The following is a 21,159-nucleotide window of genomic DNA, read 5'->3' as shown; positions in this document are numbered from 1 at the left end:
ATTGTAAAAAGCATTTAATAGCAATTCTATGTTACCCAGCTTTTCATTTAGTGCAACTATATAAGGATAAAATTTACTCAATTAATCAAAAAGCTAAGTGAATTATTAGCTACAAGCGAATAATTCTACATATTTAGCCGATGAATTATGCGGATTGTATGAATAATCTTCAAACAGTCAAAAAGATCAAAAAAGTAGTTGCACAACGTAGAAAAATCCCTAAAATGCGCATCCACTTCTCAGGGACAGCCCAGAGGAGTGTTTTGATAAGTTTAGTTATCGAATTTGATAGGTAAACGGGTCAGATAAGTTAAGAAAAAGTGCTGCGGCGAAAAAGCTAAAGAAATTTTCAAAAACTTGTTGACATCAAAACTGAGTTGCGTAGAATGCGCATCTCGCTTCGGGCAAGGCTTCTAGCCAAATCGAAGTGTCGGAGTTAAACGAATGCGATTTAACTTCAGTTATCTCTTCTTTATATAGAAAAGATAACGTTCTTTAACAATTAGTTATCATGCAATTTGTGTGAGCACTCACATGAGATTGATTCGACAGCTACTTAGGTAGCAACAATAATCTCAGTGAAGATGTTCATACAAAACAATTATTACCTTCGGGTAGTAAGTAAGTTTTATTTGTACAGAATTCATTGAGTCGAGAGCTTGTCTCTCACAAACGATTTTTTAATTGAAGAGTTTGATCATGGCTCAGATTGAACGCTGGCGGCAGGCTTAACACATGCAAGTCGAGCGGAAACGAGAAGTACTTGTACTTCGGCGTCGAGCGGCGGACGGGTGAGTAATGCTTGGGAATATGCCTTAAGGTGGGGGACAACAGTTGGAAACGACTGCTAATACCGCATAATGTCTACGGACCAAAGAGGGGGACCTTCGGGCCTCTTGCCTTTAGATTAGCCCAAGTGAGATTAGCTAGATGGTGGGGTAATGGCCTACCATGGCGACGATCTCTAGCTGGTTTGAGAGGATGATCAGCCACACTGGGACTGAGACACGGCCCAGACTCCTACGGGAGGCAGCAGTGGGGAATATTGCACAATGGGGGAAACCCTGATGCAGCCATGCCGCGTGTGTGAAGAAGGCCTTCGGGTTGTAAAGCACTTTCAGTCGTGAGGAAAGGTGTAAGGTTAATACCTTTGCACTGTGACGTTAGCGACAGAAGAAGCACCGGCTAACTCCGTGCCAGCAGCCGCGGTAATACGGAGGGTGCGAGCGTTAATCGGAATTACTGGGCGTAAAGCGTGCGTAGGCGGTTAGTTAAGTCAGATGTGAAATCCCGGGGCTCAACCTCGGAACTGCATTTGAAACTGGCTAACTAGAGTATTGTAGAGGGTGGTGGAATTTCCAGTGTAGCGGTGAAATGCGTAGAGATTGGAAGGAACATCAGTGGCGAAGGCGGCCACCTGGACAAATACTGACGCTGAGGCACGAAAGCGTGGGGAGCAAACAGGATTAGATACCCTGGTAGTCCACGCCGTAAACGATGTCAACTAGCTGTCTGTGTTCTTGAAACGTGGGTAGCGTAGCTAACGCGCTAAGTTGACCGCCTGGGGAGTACGGCCGCAAGGTTAAAACTCAAATGAATTGACGGGGGCCCGCACAAGCGGTGGAGCATGTGGTTTAATTCGATGCAACGCGAAGAACCTTACCATCCCTTGACATCCAGCGAATTTTCTAGAGATAGATTAGTGCCTTCGGGAACGCTGAGACAGGTGCTGCATGGCTGTCGTCAGCTCGTGTTGTGAAATGTTGGGTTAAGTCCCGCAACGAGCGCAACCCCTATCCTTATTTGCCAGCGCGTAATGGCGGGAACTTTAAGGAGACTGCCGGTGATAAACCGGAGGAAGGTGGGGACGACGTCAAGTCATCATGGCCCTTACGGGATGGGCTACACACGTGCTACAATGGCGTATACAGAGTGCTGCAAGACCGCGAGGTGGAGCGAATCACTTAAAGTACGTCGTAGTCCGGATTGGAGTCTGCAACTCGACTCCATGAAGTCGGAATCGCTAGTAATCGCAAATCAGAATGTTGCGGTGAATACGTTCCCGGGCCTTGTACACACCGCCCGTCACACCATGGGAGTGGGATGCAAAAGAAGTAGTTAGTCTAACCTTCGGGAGGGCGATTACCACTTTGTGTTTCATGACTGGGGTGAAGTCGTAACAAGGTAACCCTAGGGGAACCTGGGGTTGGATCACCTCCTTATCTTGAACGAATTAACTTGTGTTGAGTGTTCACACACATTGTATGATAACGAATTAGAAGAAGACAAAGCCTTTGGGGCTATAGCTCAGCTGGGAGAGCGCCTGCCTTGCACGCAGGAGGTCAGCAGTTCGATCCTGCTTAGCTCCACCAACTTTATCTGAGTGACCTACTGGCGGTGAATACTAAAATAGGTCTGTAGCTCAGCTGGTTAGAGCGCACCCCTGATAAGGGTGAGGTCGGCAGTTCAAGTCTGCCCAGACCTACCAAATTCTTCGTTACTCTGCGTTAGTTCGCAGCTCGTGTAAAAAAGCCTACACGTCGCTACTAACTAGCTTGATTAACTTGAATTGAACGTACTTCTTCAAGGAACGAAAGGCCAAACTTAACGTATCATTTGATGATGATTTAAGTTTGGTTTTTTAAACCAAGTTTTTAGCCGAATGCGCGCTAATTACTACTTCTTTAACAATCTGGAAAGCTGATATATATCCCGATAAATGTTGGTGTCGCGCCAATATTTATCACCGATAATCCTTTCTCCTCGACCTATGTTGAGAAGAGAAGATTATCAACCGATAGTTGAAAGACTATCAAATTCTTATTCAAGATACTCTATTGAGTACGTGAAAATGTCAGGCTTTACAATTGCTGGGGTTTAGTCACCCTGGCGTACCAAACTATTTGGGGTTGTATGGTTAAGTGACTAAGCGTATGTGGTGGATGCCTTGGCAGTTAGAGGCGATGAAGGACGTGTTAATCTGCGATAAGCTGTGTTAAGCCGATAAAAGGCGTTATAGGCACAGATTTCCGAATGGGGAAACCCAGTTGCATAAGCAACTATTCTTTGGTGAATACATAGCCAAAGAAGGCGAACCGGGAGAACTGAAACATCTAAGTACCCCGAGGAAAAGAAATCAACCGAGATTTCCTTAGTAGCGGCGAGCGAACGGGAATTAGCCCTTAAGCGTGTGGGCGTTAGTGGAACAGTCTGGAAAGGCTGGCGATACAGGGTGATAGCCCCGTACACGAAAGCAAACACAACGTGAAAACGAGTAGGACGGAGCACGTGAAACTTTGTCTGAACATGGGGGGACCATCCTCCAAGGCTAAATACTCCTAACTGACCGATAGTGAACCAGTACCGTGAGGGAAAGGCGAAAAGAACCCCTGTGAGGGGAGTGAAATAGAACCTGAAACCGCATACGTACAAGCAGTGGAAGCCTTCGGGTGACTGCGTACCTTTTGTATAATGGGTCAGCGACTTATATTCTGTAGCAAGGTTAACCGATTAGGGGAGCCGTAGCGAAAGCGAGTGTTAACTGCGCGTTTAGTTGCAGGGTATAGACCCGAAACCCGGCGATCTACCCATGGGCAGGTTGAAGGTTGAGTAACATCAACTGGAGGACCGAACACACGTATGTTGAAAAATGCGGTGATGACCTGTGGGTCGGAGTGAAAGGCTAATCAAGCCGGGAGATAGCTGGTTCTCCCCGAAATCTATTTAGGTAGAGCCTCGCACGAATACCATTGGGGGTAGAGCACTGTTAAGGCTAGGGGGTCATCCCGACTTACCAACCCTTTGCAAACTCCGAATACCAATGAGTACTATGCGGGAGACACACTACGGGTGCTAACGTCCGTTGTGAAGAGGGAAACAACCCAGACCGCCAGCTAAGGTCCCAAAGTCATAGTTAAGTGGGAAACGATGTGGAAAGGCCCAGACAGCTAGGAGGTTGGCTTAGAAGCAGCCACCCTTTAAAGAAAGCGTAATAGCTCACTAGTCGAGTCGGTCTGCGCGGAAGATGTAACGGGGCTAAACTATGCACCGAAGCTGCGGATTTAATCTTAGGATTAAGTGGTAGGGGAGCGTTCTGTAAGCCGTTGAAGGTGAGTTGTAAAGCTTGCTGGAGGTATCAGAAGTGCGAATGCTGACATGAGTAACGATAAGGGGAGTGAAAAACTCCCCCGCCGAAAGACCAAGGTTTCCTGTCCCATGTTAATCAGGGCAGGGTAAGTCGGCCCCTAAGGCGAGGCGGAAACGCGTAGTCGATGGGAAACAGATTAATATTTCTGTACTTCTATATATTGCGAAGGAGGGACGGAGCAGGCTAGGCAGGCATGGCGTTGGTAGTCCATGTGAAAGTGTGTAGGTTGAGAGTTTAGGCAAATCCGGACTCTTAAGACTGAGACACGAGACGAGTTTCTACGGAAACGAAGCTGTTGATGCCATACTTCCAGGAAAAGCTTCTAAGCATCAGATATATAGGAACCGTACCCCAAACCGACACAGGTGGTTAGGTAGAGAATACTAAGGCGCTTGAGAGAACTCGGGTGAAGGAACTAGGCAAAATAGTACCGTAACTTCGGGAGAAGGTACGCTGTTGCTGGTGATGGGACTTGCTCCCTAAGCTGGTGACAGTCGAAGTAACCAGGTGGCTGGAACTGTTTATTAAAAACACAGCACTGTGCAAAATCGAAAGATGACGTATACGGTGTGACGCCTGCCCGGTGCCGGAAGGTTAATTGATTGGGTTAGCTCTGCGAAGCTCATGATCGAAGCCCCGGTAAACGGCGGCCGTAACTATAACGGTCCTAAGGTAGCGAAATTCCTTGTCGGGTAAGTTCCGACCTGCACGAATGGCGTAATCATGGCCACACTGTCTCCACCCGAGACTCAGTGAAATTGAAATTGCGGTTAAGATGCCGTATACCCGCGGCTAGACGGAAAGACCCCGTGAACCTTTACTATAGCTTGACAGTGAACATTGCTCCTACATGTGTAGGATAGGTGGGAGGCTTTGAAACCGCGTCGCTAGATGTGGTGGAGCCAACCTTGAAATACCACCCTTGTATGCGTGATGTTCTAACCTAGGGCCCTTATCGGGCTTGGGGACACTGTCTGGTGGGTAGTTTGACTGGGGCGGTCTCCTCCCAAAGAGTAACGGAGGAGCACGAAGGTTGGCTAAGTACGGTCGGACATCGTACGGTTAGTGCAATGGCATAAGCCAGCTTAACTGCGAGACAGACACGTCGAGCAGGTGCGAAAGCAGGTCATAGTGATCCGGTGGTTCTGTATGGAAGGGCCATCGCTCAACGGATAAAAGGTACTCCGGGGATAACAGGCTGATACCGCCCAAGAGTTCATATCGACGGCGGTGTTTGGCACCTCGATGTCGGCTCATCACATCCTGGGGCTGAAGTCGGTCCCAAGGGTATGGCTGTTCGCCATTTAAAGTGGTACGCGAGCTGGGTTTAGAACGTCGTGAGACAGTTCGGTCCCTATCTGCCGTGGGCGTTTGAGAATTGAAGAGGGCTGCTCCTAGTACGAGAGGACCGGAGTGGACGAACCACTGGTGTTCGGGTTGTCATGCCAATGGCATTGCCCGGTAGCTACGTTCGGAACTGATAACCGCTGAAAGCATCTAAGCGGGAAGCAGGCTTTGAGATGAGTTCTCACTGGAGCTTTAAGCTCCCTAAAGGGTCGTTGGAGACTACAACGTTGATAGGTCAGGTGTGTAAGGGTTGTGAGGCCTTGAGCTAACTGATACTAATTGCCCGTGAGGCTTAACCATACAACACCCAAGTGGTTTTAAAGTTGTAGACTGACATATCGTCGATGAAAAACGTTCATCCATGAACCTCATCGACATTAGTGCATCCATGCACGTCAAATCACGTACTCAGAATTGAATAAGAAGATTGAAACAGCTTTCCAAGATTGGTTAATTGAGCGAGAGCTTGATTAACGCCAGTTTATGTCTAGCGACAATAGCGTTGTGGCACCACCTGATCCCATGCCGAACTCAGAAGTGAAACGCAACTGCGCCGATGGTAGTGTGGGAGTTCCCATGTGAGAGTAGGTCATCGCTAGACTTCTATTAAAGAGAGCCCGATACGAAAGTGTCGGGCTTTTTGCTATGTATTTTTTAAGACGTAGAGTGTAGGCACCAAGCGCCGGTCGCTCTTAGACTTCCTGTCTTCGCGCCATTAGTCAATCCATCTATGTCAGTAGGACATCGCTAGACGCCTAATACCAAAAATGCCTGAGTTAATACTCAGGCATTTTTACTTTTTTCTTATAGTTAATTTTTAACGTATCGGTTTAAAACTTCGATTGAGCATTTAGTACAATACTAACGCCGCTATTTAGCAACACTGGCGATGGCATGGTCGAGTACGCGATGAAAGCTTTCATCGTCAAAGGGCTTTAGTAAGCAATCTAAAGCACCGAGTGCTTTTATTTCTTGTGATTTTTGATGGTAAGCGGTCGCAAATATAACTCGTTCTGTTATTTGTAATTCTGTGGCGATATCAATGCCGTTTTGACCGGGCATCTGTATATCAAGAAAGATCAAATCGGGCTGATATTGAGTGACCTGCTGCCTGATCTCTGAGCCATTGCGTGCCTGATATATCTCACCAATATCGGACCTTTCCTTTAATAATGAAGCGATGGTCAATCTTGCCAATTTTTCATCATCAGCAATTAAAACATTTAACATATGTTATTCCTTAGGAAGCGAAACACTGGTCTCAAAATATTCATGTTCAAGTGCTTTCAGCTCAAGCTTTGCCTTGTCACCATAAAGTTTTTTTAAGCGTTCTTTGGTATTGGTAATGCCGATGCCAAAACCTTTATGTTCGTCTTTGCCAGTAAACTTATTCACTAGCCGGATTAAAATATGGCTGTCATCACAGTTGATATGCAATTCAATTTTGTTGTGATCGGATTCAAGCTGGGAACCATGCTGAACTGCGTTTTCCACTAACGGCTGTAACAACATAAATGGAATTTGGTTTTTCAGGCAGTGATCACTGACATTAATCTCTAGAGATAGCTTGTCTTCAAAGCGCATCTTTTGAATGCTAAGGTAGCTATTAATAAATTCCAGCTCTTCTTCAAGCGGAATCAGTTGAGTTTGCTGATTCTCTAATACTTTTCTCAGCATGGTACTCAGTTCGCTTAATGCCTTAACCGCGGTATTTTTTTCATCTAACCGAATTAAGCTGGAAATGGTATTAAGGGTATTAAATAAAAAATGCGGGTTGAGTTGTGATCGGAGTGAATGCAGTTCTATTTCTACTAATTGTTTGGCTAATTGTTGATTGGTCAATTCTTGTTGTTTGGCATTTTTATAATAAGACATAGCATAGCCGACACCAAAAATTGATAAATAAACCAGAAAATCTATATGGAGTAGACTGTAGGCAACGTCATTAAATGAAGCGACCCAGCCCTGCCAATCGAGCAGTGAATGCTTTTTCACATGCACTTCAATGATGGTTAATAGCCAGTAAATACCAAGAAACAGTACTGTGGTGGCGATATTTTTAGTGACAAAGCCTTTGAAATCGTTATTTTCTAATTTTATCGTAGCGGTGGATGCAATTATAAAAGGAGCAACTAAAATCCAGTTGCCCCAAAACGGTAAGTATTTAAACCAAAGCTCGATGAAGTCTGCACTTTTAGCATAAACTTCGGTGCGTACCCTGTAGGTATTGCTGGCTGCTAAGGTATTTAACACTAACCAAAACAAGGTATTAGCAAACCAAAAATGCCAATTAGGCAGATTATTTATTAGCTCTTTAAAATAGCGTACCACGATTGCTTGGCCTTAATTTACAACAAATTACTTGTCTATAAGATGATCATATGGTGCTAACCCTAAGTTTACCAAGTGACTCGTCTTAAATTCTTTGTTGTTAGTCGATAAACTGGCAAATTAGGAGAATAAAGTAACTTAAGCAAGAAAAGCTCAGTAAAGGCTAAAGGTTTTTCATTATCTAAGATAAAATAGCACGATTGGTTAGGTTTAGGATGTTAATGTGAGTTCTTCAGGTAAGCGATTAAATAAATTTATTAGTGAGTCGGGCTTTTGTTCTCGCCGTGAAGCAGATAAATTGATCGATAATGGCCGGGTAACGATTAATGGCAAGGTGCCGGAATTAGGTACCAAAGTGATATCTGGCGATAAAGTGTGTGTCGATGGTAACGTTATCGGTGCTATGCCGGAGAATAAATCTGATCGTATCTATATTGCCTATAACAAACCTATAGGTATCACCTGTACGACAGAGCGCCATGTTAAAGGGAATATTATTGATGCTATTGGTCATAAAGAGCGGATTTTCCCAATAGGGCGGCTTGATAAACCTTCAGAAGGATTGATCTTTTTAACTAGCGACGGCGATATCGTTAATAAAATATTACGTGCGGAAAATGCCCATGATAAGGAATATATCGTCACAGTAGATAAGCCTATTAGTGAACGTTTTATTGAGCGTATGTCACGTGGCGTCCCTATTCTCGGTACTATTACTAAACCTTGTATTGTTAATGCACAGAGTAAGTTTGTTTTTCGCATCATTTTAACTCAGGGACTTAACCGACAAATTCGCAGGATGTGTGAATACTTAGGTTATGAAGTGAAAAAGCTTAAACGTTCTCGTATTATGAATGTGGAGTTAGGCAGCTTGAAACTTGGTCACTGGCGCAATCTGACGACTGAAGAAATGGCAAAAATCAATGGTGCTGTGGCCAACTCCTCTAAAACCGCAGTTGAAAATGATACTGTGAAATTAGCAGGAGAAAAGGAAGTTAAAAAGCAAAAGTTAACTGTTGCTGCGATTAAACGACCAAAGTCACAAGCTGAGCATAAGAAAAGTAAGTCGACTCTTTCCCTTAATCGAAGCAATAAAAAAAGGAGCTAACCGTGCTCCTTTTCTATTGATAATAGTTATAGTAGATCATTTTAGTTTTCTCTTAGCGCTCTAAAACCTACATAGTTAGAACGAAAACCTGGTGATAACTCCAATCTTACTGAAGTACGAGCCAGTTTAGGGGCAAAGTTCCAGGCACCGCCTCGCGCGACAACTTTATTGCCGTTAGTTAATTCCCAGACGTTACCGACAATATCAAATAAGCCTAATTTGTTAGCTCTGAAAGAACCGACTGGTGAGGTACTGATGTTTGACCATTTGCTGCCACAATAGGCGCAATTAGCTTTACCATTGCCAATATCATCGCCCCACCAATAGTTTTCTGCACTGCCTGCACGGGCAACGTATTCCCATTCAGTTTCATTCGGTAGACGATATTTACGTTCAGTTTGTTTAGATAACCAGGCTAAATAGGCTTTACTGTCTTTATCACTGACACAAACAACCGGATGATCATCGGTTTGCTTGAACCCAGGATTACGCCAGTTAAGTACGCTGTTATATTCTGGTTCTCCGTCAACAAAAGCCGCACAACCATTGCCACTTTCAGCTTCTGTAACATAGTGAGTATCTTTAACAAAACGTTTGAAATCACCCACTGTGACCTGATTTTGGCCGATAGCAAATGATTTTAATATTTGTTCATCGCGAGCTGGTTTTTCATTGCTTAAGCCTGCACCTTGCATATCGCCCATTTGAAAGCGACCTGCTGGTACGCCGATAAGCTCTGGTCCTAATTCATCACCTGGTAAAATGTCCTGAATTTTTTCACCATTAGCAAAATTAATCGAAGCTTTGGCTAACTCCGCTTTTATTGTCATGTTTTTATTGAGTCGGATATTTTCCTGATGATCTAAATAACCAGGTTTAGTAATGACAACTTCATGGGCGCCTGATGCAAGCATTACGGACAATTTCGTTGAACCGTAACTAACGCCATCGATAAAAACTTCATCATCATATTGATCGGATCTGATGGTTAATTCGTACAGTACAGAATCGTCATTAAATGAAATTTCGTTACCAGCATTTTCATCAACTGCAGCTGTGCTGAGGTGTTCTTGCTGATAAGTACAATAGCGAGCTGACAAATCTAATAACTTACAGGCTTCGGTATTAGGCAGAGAGCCTTCTAATTCAACTGTAATAGTAGTGCTGTAATTGCCTTGGCCACTAAATTCGCCTGAAACGACTTTATGGTTAAGTAATCTGACTTGTGCAGCTGAGTCATTTTTATTTTGGCTGATCACGTTAGATTCAGTAGCGCCGGCAAAGAGGCTATCAACAAATTGTTTAGACGCTTTTTGTTTTGCTAAACGATTACTGCGCATAATACATTGCTTTAAGGTTTCTTGCGCATCACAGCTGACTATTTGAGTGGCTTCTAAGGTAGCTTCTTGTTCAAATTCTTGTTGTAAACGTTTAACGCGAGCAATTCTTATTTCTTCTCTTAATGCTTCTCTGGCATTGGCTAAGGTAAAACGGTCGATATTGGCATTCGCCAGTTTTTGTTTGAGATCTGCTAATAAGGTGACGCTGGCTTTAATGTCATCTTTATTTTGCTTTTGATTCTGAATGGCTTGACGATAGGCATTTTGCGCTTGAGCAATGTCCTGATCTGGGTTGTCGACCATGGCTTCATATTGCTCATTCATATTCAATAACGCTTGTTTACGCGCTGTTTGTAGCTCTGCGCCTTGGCTGCGCAATAAGCCTAGTTTATCGGTTTCATTAGCGACTTGAGTGTTTAAAGAGCTTAACGAGTTCATAAATGACTCATATTCAGCCTCTTTGGTACTTAACTGAATTTCTAAACTTTCTACGGATTTGTCTTGAATTGGAGCAAGTTCAAAAGCTTGTGTTCCAATTGAGAGACAACTAACTGTCATTGCGAGTAAAGCCAAGCGCATGTTTATTATTCCTGAACAATGTAGAGTTTTACTCTGCAACTTAGGTAACTGAACCTAGTTTGCAGATTAACTTCAATTTAGTAATTGATATAGTTTTAATAGTCTCAATCATATTGGGTCGTTGGCTAAATCGCAAGAGATAAAAAGAGAAACCTGTGATTTGTTAGCAGCTTGCTAATAAAATGCTCGAATAATAGCAAGTTGATTAAGTACTTGCTCACTTAGCGAGAATTAAAATGCTTATATTTAGAGATTAATAATTAAGCAAATTTGCTGGAGAGTATTGGTCGGTTAATAGTTTTGTTTGTGTTGGCCAGTCTTTCTCGTCCATTGTTGAAGTCATATTAGTGGTAATATCAATAATATTAATATTATAAGGTTTAAGTGTTTGGTTCAGCGCCTGTGCTCTTTCTGTGATTTGCTTACCGTCCGGTAACTCCTGATTAACAGCTAAGATGATGCGGTTACTGTTTTTGCTATTTCTGACATTAAAGAAATCACCAAAGACCTGATAATAAGTGGCGGATTCATGATTATAGAGTTCACTGATAGAAAAGGTATTGGCGGATAATACGCCATCAGGTGTCAGCAACTGCTTTGCTTCCTGAAGAAATTCTCTTGTTAACAGATGTTCTGGAATATAGTCACCGTTAAAGGCATCTAAAATAATCCAGTCATAACGCTTCTTTTTCAAAGCAGCTCGTTTAATAAAAATGCGGCCATCTTGTACTTTTGACGTTACTCGTTCGTTTTCAAAAAAGCCGAAGTATTGTCTGGCGACTTTTATCACCGCCGGATCGATTTCGACATTAGTGATCCGGGCGCTCGGGTAGAGTTGATGCAAGGTATTAGACATGGTGCCGCCACCTAAGCCAATGATCAAAATATTTTCTGGCGCTTTCTCCATAACTAGCAAACTGGAAAACAGTAATTTAGTGTAGTTAAACACTAATCTTTGCGGATCATTCTTATATAAGCAGCTTTGATTGGTTTTACTGGTCTTAACGTTAAATTTTAGACAACGTAAATTAAATTTATCTTCTACTAAGATATTTCGATATAGCGAACGTTCCTGATGGATCACTTTTGCGATGCTCGGTAATGAGATAGTTGATATTACTACGAGTAGGCATAGTATTTTATTCATGGCCTGCCTCTAATGCAGTGCTAGGCGCCACTGCCTTTATTCTATCGATACTAATAGCAACGATACCTAATGCGGTTAATATGGCACAAAAAGTCAGTACAATGGCGTTGACTTCAAATAACAAGACGAAATAAAACGAGGTTAAAATAGTCCCCAGAGCACTGCCTAAGGTTGAAACGAAATAAAGTTTACCTGCAACGTGGCCGCTGTTATTTTTATCTGTGACTAACAGGCGCACCGAATAAGGGGAGATCATGCCAAGGATAATGGTTGGAATAAAAAATAATGCGATGGAAGCAAGTAACGAACCGTAGCGGCTATCCTCTATTGCAATAAATATCGATTCCATTATCGCTGGTGCCCACAGTGCTATTGGTAAAATAGCTAGACCGGCTAATAGAAAAATAACACCGTAGCGGGTCAGGTTAACGTGACGGGTGGAATATTTACCGCCAAGTAAATAACCAAAGGACAAACTCAGCATAAATACTGTGATAATACTACCCCAGATATGGACACTGCTACCAAAGAATGGCGCAAGAATGCGGCCACCGAGTAATTCAATCCCCATAATGCAAAAGCCGCTGCAAAAGGCTAACAGATAAATAATAATGTTTTGCTGGTAAGAAATCATGAATACTTGATAGGTTTAGCTAAGTTAACAGCAGTGTAACCAGTTAAGTTCGCACTGGCTAGTCTGATATAGAAACTGATAGTTTTTAAATTCAACTCGTTGGCTATACTCTATTAACTTGATAATAATCGATAAAGAGAGAAAACATGAAACTAATGCAAAGTACGATAACGTTAATTTTACTATTGGTTCTATCTTCTTGTGCGTCAATGGGGGAAGGTAGCGTAGCTGAAAAACGCCAGAAAATATTACAAATGAAAGATCAGGTGTTAACCCAGTTATTTAGTAAAAAACCGGATACCAGATCACAATTAAATTCAGCACCAGGTTATGCGGTGTTTAGCAATGCTAATATTAACTTGATCTTTTTAGCTGCTGGTACGGGTTATGGTGTAGTCAAAGACATGTCTTCTGGACGTCATACCTATATGAATATGGCGGAAGGTGGTGTTGGCCTAGGGTTAGGCGCTAAAGATTATCGGATTGTCATGGTGTTTCATACTAAAGATGCCATGACACACTTTATTGAAAATGGCTGGAGTTTTGGGGGCAATGCTGATGCAGCGGCGAAAGCTGGTAAAAAAGGAGCGTCTGTTGAGGGAGAAGCCTATTACGGTGATGTAACCGTTTATACCTTTACCGAATCGGGCTTAGCCTTACAGGCGACGATTAAAGGTACTAAGTTTTGGAAAGATAAGGACCTGAATTAACAAAAAAGTCGGCCAATGCCGACTTTTTTATTTTTAACCGAGTTGAAGTTAAGTCACTAACTGCAACTCAACAAAGGCTTTAAAAACTTAGCGGTATGCGACTGTTTATTTTTGACTATCTGCTCTGGTGTGCCGGTTACTAAAATTTCACCGCCACCAGAGCCTCCTTCCGGTCCTAAATCGACAATCCAGTCGGCAGTTTTGATCACATCTAGGTTATGTTCGATAATAACAATGGTATTACCGTGATCGCGCAATCTATGGATCACGTGCAGTAACTGCTTAATATCATGAAAATGCAGACCTGTGGTTGGTTCATCCAAAATATATAGTGTTTGCCCGGTATCTCGTTTTGATAATTCTTTCGATAACTTGACTCGTTGTGCTTCACCACCTGAAAGGGTGGTCGCCGATTGACCTAGTTTAATATAGCTTAGGCCAACGTCCATTAAGGTTTGTAACTTACGTTTAACTGCTGGAATGGCTGAGAAGAAGTCAAATGCATCTTCTATGGTCATATCTAATACTTCATGGATATTCTGACCTTTGTATTTGACTTCCAAGGTTTCGCGGTTATAGCGTTTACCTTTACAGACATCACATGGCACATAAACGTCGGGTAAAAAGTGCATTTCTACTTTAATGACACCATCCCCCTGACAAGCTTCACACCGCCCACCTTTAACATTAAAACTAAAGCGTCCAGGTTTATAGCCACGGGAGCGAGCTTCCTGAGTACCAGCAAAAATATCGCGAATGTTGGTAAATATTCCGGTGTAAGTTGCCGGATTGGATCTTGGTGTACGGCCAATAGGGCTTTGGTCGATATCGATAACCTTATCCAGTTGCTCTAAGCCTTCAATACTTTTATAAGGAGCAGGCTCCGAAGTGGTGGCATTGTTTAGCTCGGTATGGGCAAGCTTATACAAGGTGTCGTTTATTAGGGTTGATTTACCCGAACCGGAAACGCCGGTAACACAGGTCATTAAACCATTGGGAATGACTAAATCGACATTTTTCAAGTTATTACCGCTAGCACCTTTTAGCGTAACAATATTTTTCTTATTAAACGGAGTGCGTGTTTTCGGTATTTCAATCGACTCTCTACCTGATAAATACTTACCAGTAAGTGAGTGTTCACATTTTAGTATTTCGTTGACATCACCTTGTGCGATTACTTCACCACCGTGAACACCGGCACCTGGGCCAATATCGATAACAAAGTCAGCGGCGCGAATTGCATCTTCATCATGCTCTACGACTATTACCGTGTTGCCTAAATCGCGTAGGTGGATCAGGGTTGTTAATAAACGTTCGTTATCACGTTGGTGTAATCCGATAGAAGGTTCATCTAGCACGTACATCACACCAACTAAACCGGCGCCTATTTGGCTGGCCAAACGAATTCGCTGTGCCTCACCTCCAGATAAGGTATCGGCGCTACGGGAGAGATTAAGGTAATTTAAACCGACATTAACCAAGAAGCCTAATCTGTCATTAATTTCTTTGAGGATTTTTTCCGCTATTTGGCCTTTTTGCCCAGTCAGATGTAACTGCTCAAAGAAGGCTAACGCGTCGGCAATGGCAAGGTCAGTAATATTATGCAATGGGGTGTTATCGATAAAAACATTACGCGCTTCAAGCCGTAAACGAGAACCATCACATTCTGGACAATGTTGGCTATTAAGGTATTTAGCTAATTCTTCGCGTACCGCGTTTGATTCGGTTTCGCGGTAGCGTCTGTCCATATTGTTTAAAATACCTTCGAACGGGTGCTTGCGAATAACAATGTCGCCGCGGTCGTTCATGTATTTAAATTCAATTTCTTGTTTGCCACTACCGCGTAAAATGACCTTTTGATGGTCTTCTGATAGTTGATTAAACGGCTTGTCAATGGCAAATCCATAATGCTCAGCTAAGGCTTGTAGCATCTGGAAATAGTAAAAATTGCGTTTGTCCCAGCCGCGAATTGCTCCGCCAGACAGACTTAACTCAGGATTGGCAATCACCCGGTTAGGGTCAAAAAATTGCTGCGTACCCAGGCCATCACAGGTTTGACAAGCACCTGCCGGGTTATTAAATGAGAATAATCTTGGTTCTAGTTCCTGCATGCTATAGCCACAGTGCGGGCAGGCAAAATTTGCTGAGAACAATAACTCTTCACGTTTTGGTTCATCCATAAAGGCGACTTTTGCAGTGCCTGCGGTTAATGCCAATGCTGTTTCAAATGACTCAGAAAGCCTAAGCTGAATGTCTTCTCGTACTTTTAAGCGATCAACGACGACTTCGATGGTGTGTTTCTTATGTAGCTCTAATGTTGGAGGATCTGACAGATCACATACTTCACCGTCAATTCGGGCACGGATATAGCCTTGTGCGGCGAGATTATCCAGTAACTTGATATGCTCACCTTTTCGGTTTTGTAGCACGGGTGCTAGCACCATCACCTTGGTACCTTCTTCCAGTTCTAGTACCTTGTCTACCATTTGTGAAACTGTTTGTGCGGCTAACGGCTGTTGATGCGTTGGACAGCGAGGCTCACCAACACGTGCATATAATAAACGCAAATAATCGTAGATTTCAGTAATTGTGCCGACGGTAGAACGGGGGTTATGAGAGGTCGACTTTTGCTCGATTGAAATGGCTGGTGAAAGTCCGTCAATGTGATCGACGTCTGGTTTTTCCATTAGCGATAAGAACTGGCGCGCATAAGCGGATAACGATTCGACATAACGACGTTGTCCCTCGGCATATAGGGTATCAAATGCTAATGACGATTTTCCTGAGCCTGAGAGGCCGGTAATGACGATTAATTTATCGCGCGGAATGTCTAAACTGATGTTTTTTAGATTATGGGTACGTGCGCCTCGAACTTCTATATTTCTCATATTGTTTCCACCGTAAATCGCAGCCGCATATTATTGCATAATAATTGGACTGACTTCATCAATAATCTCTATTTTTGTTCAGTGAATTGTCGTGGTAAACTAGCGCCGTTTTTATTGTCGCTAACAATAGGTCGAATTGGTTTCCATGAGTCATTCAGGTTTAAATAGTATTGAGAAAAAAGCCGCTTTTTCTTTAGCTACTGTCTTTGGTTTACGCATGCTTGGCTTGTTTATGATCTTGCCAGTATTTGCTATTTATGGTGAGCAGTTAATTGGTTTTAGCCCAATTTGGATAGGTCTGGCCATTGGTGCTTACGGGCTGACTCAGGCGTTATTGCAAATTCCAATGGGAATTTTATCGGATAAATTTGGCCGTAAACCGATTATTCTAGCCGGCTTGGTGGTATTTCTTATTGGTAGTATCGTTGCGGCGATGTCAGATACTATTTATGGCGTAGTTGCTGGTCGGGCACTGCAAGGTATGGGGGCAATTGCCAGTGCTATTTTGGCACTTGCCGCTGATTTGAGTCGTGAAGAGCAGCGGCCGAAAGTGATGGCAACCATAGGGATGTTTATTGGCTTATCCTTTACTTTTGCTATGGTATTGGGACCTGTTGTTGCTGAATCGTTTGGTTTAAGTGGTCTGTTTTGGTTGACTGCAGGGTTAACTCTAGGTGCGATGCTAATGATCCAGTTTATGGTGCCTAATTCGGTGCATAAAGCGCCGCGTGGTGACAATATTGCTTTACCGGATCAAATCGGACGTTTGATATGCCATCCGCAATTGTTCCGTCTTAATATTGGTGTCTTTATCTTGCATATGGCGTTAACTGCCTGTTTTGTTACGTTACCTAAACAGTTTGTTGCTGCTGGATTACCGTTAGACCACCATTGGCAATTATATTTGCCGACCTTAATTGGTTCCTTCTTTTTAATGGTGCCATTTATGATTTGGGCGATTAAAAAGCAAAAAGAAAACGCCATGTTTTCTACTATGGTGTTATTGTTTGCCTTAACCTTGCTACTACTGTGGTATTTACCACTTTCTATGATGTCATTGGTGATTTCTGTCGCGATGTTTTTTACCGCGTTCAATTACTTAGAAGCGACGATGCCATCGATTTTATCGCGTTTAGCACCGGCTGGTGTTAAAGGCAGCGTCATGGGAATATATTCTAGCAGTCAGTTTATGGGGGCTTTCTGTGGTGGCTTGTTGGGTGGTGCAATTGCTAGCCAATGGGGTGAACAAATGATTTTCTTAGTGATGGCGTGCTTGGGACTGTTATGGTTTATTGCGGCAACTGGCATGAAACCACTGAAAAAATCAAAGAGCTATAGCTTTAGCACTACCATCAATAGTGAAGAGCAGGCAGATGAGGTAGCAGATCAATTGATTCATTTACCTGGTGTGATTGAAGCGACACTCGTGCACTCTGAGTCTGTAGCTTATCTGAAAATCGACGATAAACTTGCTGATTTTCAACAAATTAAGTTACTACTTAAACCGTCTAATTAGTGTCTAATTATCAAGGTAGTGATTTATTTCTCTCTTAATAGAGATCGAGATAGGATTATTTTCACACTAGTGCAGTAATGATAGTTGGTGCATTGAGCTTCATAAAAAAGAGTCTATATCAACGGAGTTGAATAATTTCAGCGCTTACTTTTCTGGTACCTAATTGCAGTGTGATTTCATCGTCGATTTGTTTTCCTTGTAATGATTTTCCTACTGGTGAATCAGGCGTGATCACAGTGATCTCCTGCTGCTCAATGGTACAGCGAAACCCAGGTGCGGCTGGTAAAATCATGAACCATTGAGTACCTTGCTCTGCTTGCTCCAGATGTACTAAAGAACCTAATGTCACTTTATTCGATGTTGCCAGCGATAGGCTTTTGATCTGGTTAATCGCTTGATTCAACTGCTGAGCTCTTAGCGACTGTCCTTGTGCCAGATAACTGGCTTCAATCGCTAAGGTATCGTATTGAGTTTCGGCGATAGATTGCTCATCGATTGCGGCAGAATGGGCCGCTTTGGCGGCAGCACTTATTGCTGTGAGTTCTTGCTTGAGGTGTTCAATCACCTTGTTAATTATCTGTTGTTTCATCATTACACCATTGATTCATTAGCAAACAAAATAACACATTTTCTTGAATTACTTTAGCTGAATTAAATCCGATCTGACAGGTGTCAAAATAAAGCTTGAGTTTTACACAGTAAACGGCTACTTTAATAACAACTGGTTAGACCTTTTGGTTGGTTTTAAGAGCAATTAAGACAGAAATTATGACAACAGCATCTGCATACCCACATTTATTAGCGCCGTTAGATTTAGGCTTCACCACTTTGGCCAATCGTACCCTTATGGGTTCTATGCACACTGGCCTAGAAGAAGAAAAAGGTGGCTTTGACAAACTTGCAGCGTTTTATCAGGAGCGTGCTAAAGGAGGCGTTGGTTTAATCGTTACCGGTGGTATTAGCCCGAATATGCGTGGTAGGTTAGCTCCTTTGGGGGGACAATTGAGTTGCTTTTGGCAAGTGGCGAAACATAAAAAAGTCACCAGCGCTGTGCACCAATATCCAACTAAGATTTGTTTACAGCTGTTACATGCTGGTCGTTATGCTTATCATCCATTTAATGTTTCAGCGAGTAAGAAAAAGTCTCCGATTAACCCTTTTACCCCGAGTAAAATGTCGGTACGCCAAATAAAATCTACCATTAAGGATTTTGCTCATTCGTCGAAACTCGCAGCAAAAGCGGGCTATGATGGCGTTGAAATCATGGGTTCGGAAGGTTATTTAATTAATCAATTTAGTTGTGTTCGGGTCAATGATCGCAATGATGAATGGGGCGGCTCAATTGAAAACCGCATGCGTTTTGGTTGTGAAATTGTTAAAGCGGTGCGCGAGAAAGTTGGCAAAGAATTTATTATTATTTTCCGTTTATCGATGCTGGATCTCGTCGAAGGTGGTAATAGCTGGCAGGATGTGGTCACTATGGCAAAAGGCATCGAAGCGGCTGGCGCAACGATTATTAATACGGGGATTGGCTGGCATGAAGCGCGCATACCAACAATATCGACTTCCGTTCCTCGGGCCGCTTTTACCTGGATAACTCAGCGCATGAAAACGGAGGTTAGCATTCCTTTAGTCACTACTAACCGTATTAACACCCCAGAAGTTGCTGAACAGGTCTTGGCAGATGGTCAGGCGGATATGGTATCAATGGCGCGGCCATTTCTTGCGGATGCACAATTTGTTAAAAAAGCTGCAGAGAATAAAAGTGAAGAAATCAATACCTGCATTGCTTGTAATCAGGCGTGTTTGGATCATGTGTTTAAGCAGCAGCGTGCTTCCTGCTTAGTCAATCCACAAGCCTGTTATGAAACTGAGCTGGTACTTACACCAAGTGCAAGCAATAAAAAACTGGCGGTTATAGGTGCTGGGCCGGCTGGACTAGCCTTTAGTGTTTATGCCGCAAGAAAAGGCCATCAGGTGACTTTGTTTGATAAAGCCAGTGAAATTGGCGGTCAGTTTAATATTGCTAAACAGATCCCGGGCAAAGAAGAATTTTATGAAACCTTGCGCTATTTTGATGTGCAACTGAAAAAACTAAAAGTTGATGTTCAGTTAAACAGTGAGCAAACTTCAGAAACGTTAATTGCACAAGGATTTGATGACGTGATACTGTCGACGGGCATTGCACCGCGTCAGCTGGATATTCCCGGAATTGAACATCCTAAAGTTAAAAGTTATTTACAGGTATTAAGGGATAAAGAGCCGGTTGGCGATAAGGTTGCAATTATCGGTGCTGGCGGTATCGGTTTTGATGTTGCTTGTTATCTGGTGGAAAAAGAGTCGTTAACTCAGCAGCCAGAAAAATGGTTGAAAGATTGGGGCGTGGATAAAAATTATCAGCACCCAGCAGCGCTACTTGATAAAGCTGAACATCAGCCAAGTAAAAAACAAGTGCATTTATTACAACGAAAAGCGACAAAAGTTGGTGCAGGTTTAGGGAAAACCACTGGTTGGATCCATCGTGCAACCTTAAAGAAAAATCAGGTGCAAATGCATAACGGTGTCAGCTATCAAAAAATCGATGATCAGGGTTTACATATCCAAAAAGATGGTCAATCTCAGTTGTTGGATGTTGATACTGTGATCATTTGTGCCGGACAAGAGCCAGAACGTTCACTTTATCAAACATTACTTGATGCTAATGTCAGTACCCATTTAATTGGTGGTGCTAACGTTGCGGCTGAACTGGATGCAAAACGTGCCATCCGTCAGGCACTTGAATTAGCAATCGCGATTTAATTGTCCAATTGCTATCTATGATGATCTAATTTATTTGGCCTGCAATGCAGGCCTTTGTCGTTTTAATGCCGTTGGTGATTGCGGGCACAAGTTATTTACTCTGGGGAATTTATCAGGCACTGAGAACGAGTGTTGCGGCTATAAATCAGGCGGCAGAACGCTTGGGCAATGGCACTAAATGCTGTCATTGAAGCAGCACGCGCCGGAGAACAAGGGCGTGGTTTCGCAGTGGTCGCTGATGAAGTCCGTACGCTGGCCAGTAACACTCAAGATTCTATCGCTGAAATTCAGCGTATTATCGAGCAATTGCAACAAGGAACCAATGAATCGGTGCAGGCAATGAATCAGGGCATAGAAAAGGCAACGCTGGGTGTTGAGAATACTGAAAAAGTTCAACAAGCATTCAGTGAAGTGACAGACAATGTCGTCACTATTGTTGATGCTAACAATGAAATTTCTGCCGCAGTTGAACAGTAAAAAGTGATGATGAGTTCAATTGATGAAAATACCGGTAACATTGCCAGTGGTGCTGATCGGGTGTTAAGTGCAGCAAATAAGGCGGCTACGGCGGGGTAATATTTATTTCGCTTGGCGGATCATTTAACGCAACAGC

General features: G+C 43.0%; 13 protein-coding genes, 2 tRNA genes and 3 rRNA genes. 11 read left to right on the top strand and 7 right to left on the bottom strand.

What is annotated here, in order from left to right; genetic code table 11:
* Positions 1–681: 681 nt before the first annotated feature.
* The 5 genes from QQK06_RS06805 (at position 682) to rrf (ending at position 6,095) form a co-directional block, all read left to right on the top strand.
* Positions 682–2,222 (top strand): 16S ribosomal RNA (locus QQK06_RS06805).
* Between the two features lie 74 nt (positions 2,223–2,296).
* Positions 2,297–2,372, top strand: a tRNA-Ala gene (locus QQK06_RS06800).
* 39 nt (positions 2,373–2,411) lie between these two features.
* A tRNA-Ile gene (locus tag QQK06_RS06795) sits at positions 2,412–2,488 on the top strand.
* 427 nt (positions 2,489–2,915) lie between these two features.
* Positions 2,916–5,794 (top strand): 23S ribosomal RNA (locus tag QQK06_RS06790).
* Positions 5,795–5,980: 186 nt separating this feature from the next.
* Positions 5,981–6,095: ribosomal RNA gene (gene rrf / locus QQK06_RS06785) — 5S ribosomal RNA — on the top strand.
* The 16S, 23S and 5S rRNA genes sit together here with 2 tRNA genes alongside, the layout of an rRNA operon.
* 269 nt (positions 6,096–6,364) lie before the next feature.
* Here the strand turns inward: rrf and QQK06_RS06780 are convergent.
* Together QQK06_RS06780 and QQK06_RS06775 are read right to left on the bottom strand one after the other, a co-directional pair.
* The gene (locus QQK06_RS06780; RefSeq protein ID WP_284243910.1) at positions 6,365–6,724 is read right to left on the bottom strand and encodes a LytR/AlgR family response regulator transcription factor; all 360 of its coding nucleotides are present in this window, start codon (positions 6,722–6,724) and stop codon (positions 6,365–6,367) included.
* 3 nt (positions 6,725–6,727) lie between these two features.
* The gene (locus QQK06_RS06775) at positions 6,728–7,825 is read right to left on the bottom strand and encodes a sensor histidine kinase (protein WP_284243909.1); all 1,098 of its coding nucleotides are present in this window, start codon (positions 7,823–7,825) and stop codon (positions 6,728–6,730) included.
* Positions 7,826–8,081: 256 nt separating this feature from the next.
* Here QQK06_RS06775 and rluF point away from each other — a divergent pair, with 256 nt between their 5' ends.
* A complete protein-coding gene (rluF, locus tag QQK06_RS06770) occupies positions 8,082–8,933 on the top strand; it encodes a 23S rRNA pseudouridine(2604) synthase RluF (RefSeq protein WP_284246592.1) in 852 nt (283 codons plus the stop codon).
* A 41-nt stretch (positions 8,934–8,974) separates the two neighbouring features.
* On the opposite strand, the gene QQK06_RS06765 is transcribed toward rluF, so the two are convergent.
* From QQK06_RS06765 to QQK06_RS06755, 3 genes are all read right to left on the bottom strand, one after another.
* Positions 8,975–10,852: a formylglycine-generating enzyme family protein gene (locus QQK06_RS06765; protein WP_284243908.1), complete on the bottom strand. Its 1,878-nt coding sequence runs from the start codon at positions 10,850–10,852 to the stop codon at positions 8,975–8,977.
* A gap of 253 nt (positions 10,853–11,105) precedes the next feature.
* Positions 11,106–11,999 (bottom strand): spermidine synthase, encoded by an 894-nt coding sequence (locus QQK06_RS06760; RefSeq protein ID WP_284243907.1) that lies wholly within the window; start codon positions 11,997–11,999, stop codon positions 11,106–11,108.
* Positions 11,992–12,633: a fused MFS/spermidine synthase gene (locus tag QQK06_RS06755; RefSeq protein ID WP_284243906.1), complete on the bottom strand. Its 642-nt coding sequence runs from the start codon at positions 12,631–12,633 to the stop codon at positions 11,992–11,994. Before QQK06_RS06755 ends, QQK06_RS06760 begins: the two co-directional genes overlap by 8 nt.
* 146 nt (positions 12,634–12,779) lie before the next feature.
* On the opposite strand from QQK06_RS06755, the gene QQK06_RS06750 reads away from it, so the two are divergent.
* Positions 12,780–13,343 (top strand): lipid-binding SYLF domain-containing protein, encoded by a 564-nt coding sequence (locus tag QQK06_RS06750; RefSeq protein WP_284243905.1) that lies wholly within the window; start codon positions 12,780–12,782, stop codon positions 13,341–13,343.
* A 56-nt stretch (positions 13,344–13,399) separates the two neighbouring features.
* Here the strand turns inward: QQK06_RS06750 and uvrA are convergent, their stop codons facing one another.
* On the bottom strand, positions 13,400–16,231 hold the full coding sequence (gene uvrA / locus QQK06_RS06745; protein WP_284243904.1) for an excinuclease ABC subunit UvrA: 2,832 nt from the start codon (positions 16,229–16,231) through the stop codon (positions 13,400–13,402).
* 145 nt (positions 16,232–16,376) lie between these two features.
* Here uvrA and QQK06_RS06740 point away from each other — a divergent pair, with 145 nt between their 5' ends.
* Positions 16,377–17,747 (top strand): MFS transporter, encoded by a 1,371-nt coding sequence (locus tag QQK06_RS06740; RefSeq protein WP_284243903.1) that lies wholly within the window; start codon positions 16,377–16,379, stop codon positions 17,745–17,747.
* A 118-nt stretch (positions 17,748–17,865) separates the two neighbouring features.
* Here the strand turns inward: QQK06_RS06740 and QQK06_RS06735 are convergent, their stop codons facing one another.
* Positions 17,866–18,336, bottom strand: a complete 471-nt coding sequence (locus tag QQK06_RS06735) for a GreA/GreB family elongation factor (RefSeq protein ID WP_284243902.1) — start codon at positions 18,334–18,336, stop codon at positions 17,866–17,868.
* 179 nt (positions 18,337–18,515) lie between these two features.
* Here QQK06_RS06735 and QQK06_RS06730 point away from each other — a divergent pair, with 179 nt between their 5' ends.
* From QQK06_RS06730 to QQK06_RS06720, 3 genes are read left to right on the top strand one after another with little or no spacing between them, the layout of a single operon-like run.
* A complete protein-coding gene (locus QQK06_RS06730; protein ID WP_284243901.1) occupies positions 18,516–20,546 on the top strand; it encodes an NADPH-dependent 2,4-dienoyl-CoA reductase in 2,031 nt (676 codons plus the stop codon).
* A gap of 44 nt (positions 20,547–20,590) precedes the next feature.
* Entirely contained in the window at positions 20,591–20,737 is a 147-nt protein-coding gene (locus QQK06_RS06725; protein ID WP_284243900.1) for a hypothetical protein, read from the top strand.
* Positions 20,715–21,023 carry a methyl-accepting chemotaxis protein gene (locus tag QQK06_RS06720; RefSeq protein WP_284243899.1) on the top strand — a complete coding sequence of 103 codons (309 nt, stop codon included), beginning with the start codon at positions 20,715–20,717 and terminating at the stop codon, positions 21,021–21,023. Before QQK06_RS06725 ends, QQK06_RS06720 begins: the two co-directional genes overlap by 23 nt.
* Positions 21,024–21,159 lie beyond the last annotated feature (136 nt).

The organism is Thalassotalea insulae, assembly GCF_030161395.1.
GTDB lineage: Bacteria > Pseudomonadota > Gammaproteobacteria > Enterobacterales > Alteromonadaceae > Thalassotalea_E > Thalassotalea_E insulae.
This window is presented reverse-complemented; position numbering and strand designations above follow the sequence as displayed.

Coding starts and splice junctions, on each gene's coding strand:
- QQK06_RS06730 (WP_284243901.1), top strand. CDS start 18,516: ATGACAACAGCATCTGCATACCCACATTTATTAGCGCCGTTAGATTTA.
- QQK06_RS06735 (WP_284243902.1), bottom strand. CDS start 18,336: ATGAAACAACAGATAATTAACAAGGTGATTGAACACCTCAAGCAAGAA.
- QQK06_RS06755 (WP_284243906.1), bottom strand. CDS start 12,633: ATGATTTCTTACCAGCAAAACATTATTATTTATCTGTTAGCCTTTTGC.
- QQK06_RS06725 (WP_284243900.1), top strand. CDS start 20,591: ATGCAGGCCTTTGTCGTTTTAATGCCGTTGGTGATTGCGGGCACAAGT.
- QQK06_RS06765 (WP_284243908.1), bottom strand. CDS start 10,852: ATGCGCTTGGCTTTACTCGCAATGACAGTTAGTTGTCTCTCAATTGGA.
- QQK06_RS06740 (WP_284243903.1), top strand. CDS start 16,377: ATGAGTCATTCAGGTTTAAATAGTATTGAGAAAAAAGCCGCTTTTTCT.
- QQK06_RS06750 (WP_284243905.1), top strand. CDS start 12,780: ATGAAACTAATGCAAAGTACGATAACGTTAATTTTACTATTGGTTCTA.
- QQK06_RS06720 (WP_284243899.1), top strand. CDS start 20,715: ATGGCACTAAATGCTGTCATTGAAGCAGCACGCGCCGGAGAACAAGGG.
- QQK06_RS06760 (WP_284243907.1), bottom strand. CDS start 11,999: ATGAATAAAATACTATGCCTACTCGTAGTAATATCAACTATCTCATTA.
- QQK06_RS06780 (WP_284243910.1), bottom strand. CDS start 6,724: ATGTTAAATGTTTTAATTGCTGATGATGAAAAATTGGCAAGATTGACC.
- uvrA (WP_284243904.1), bottom strand. CDS start 16,231: ATGAGAAATATAGAAGTTCGAGGCGCACGTACCCATAATCTAAAAAAC.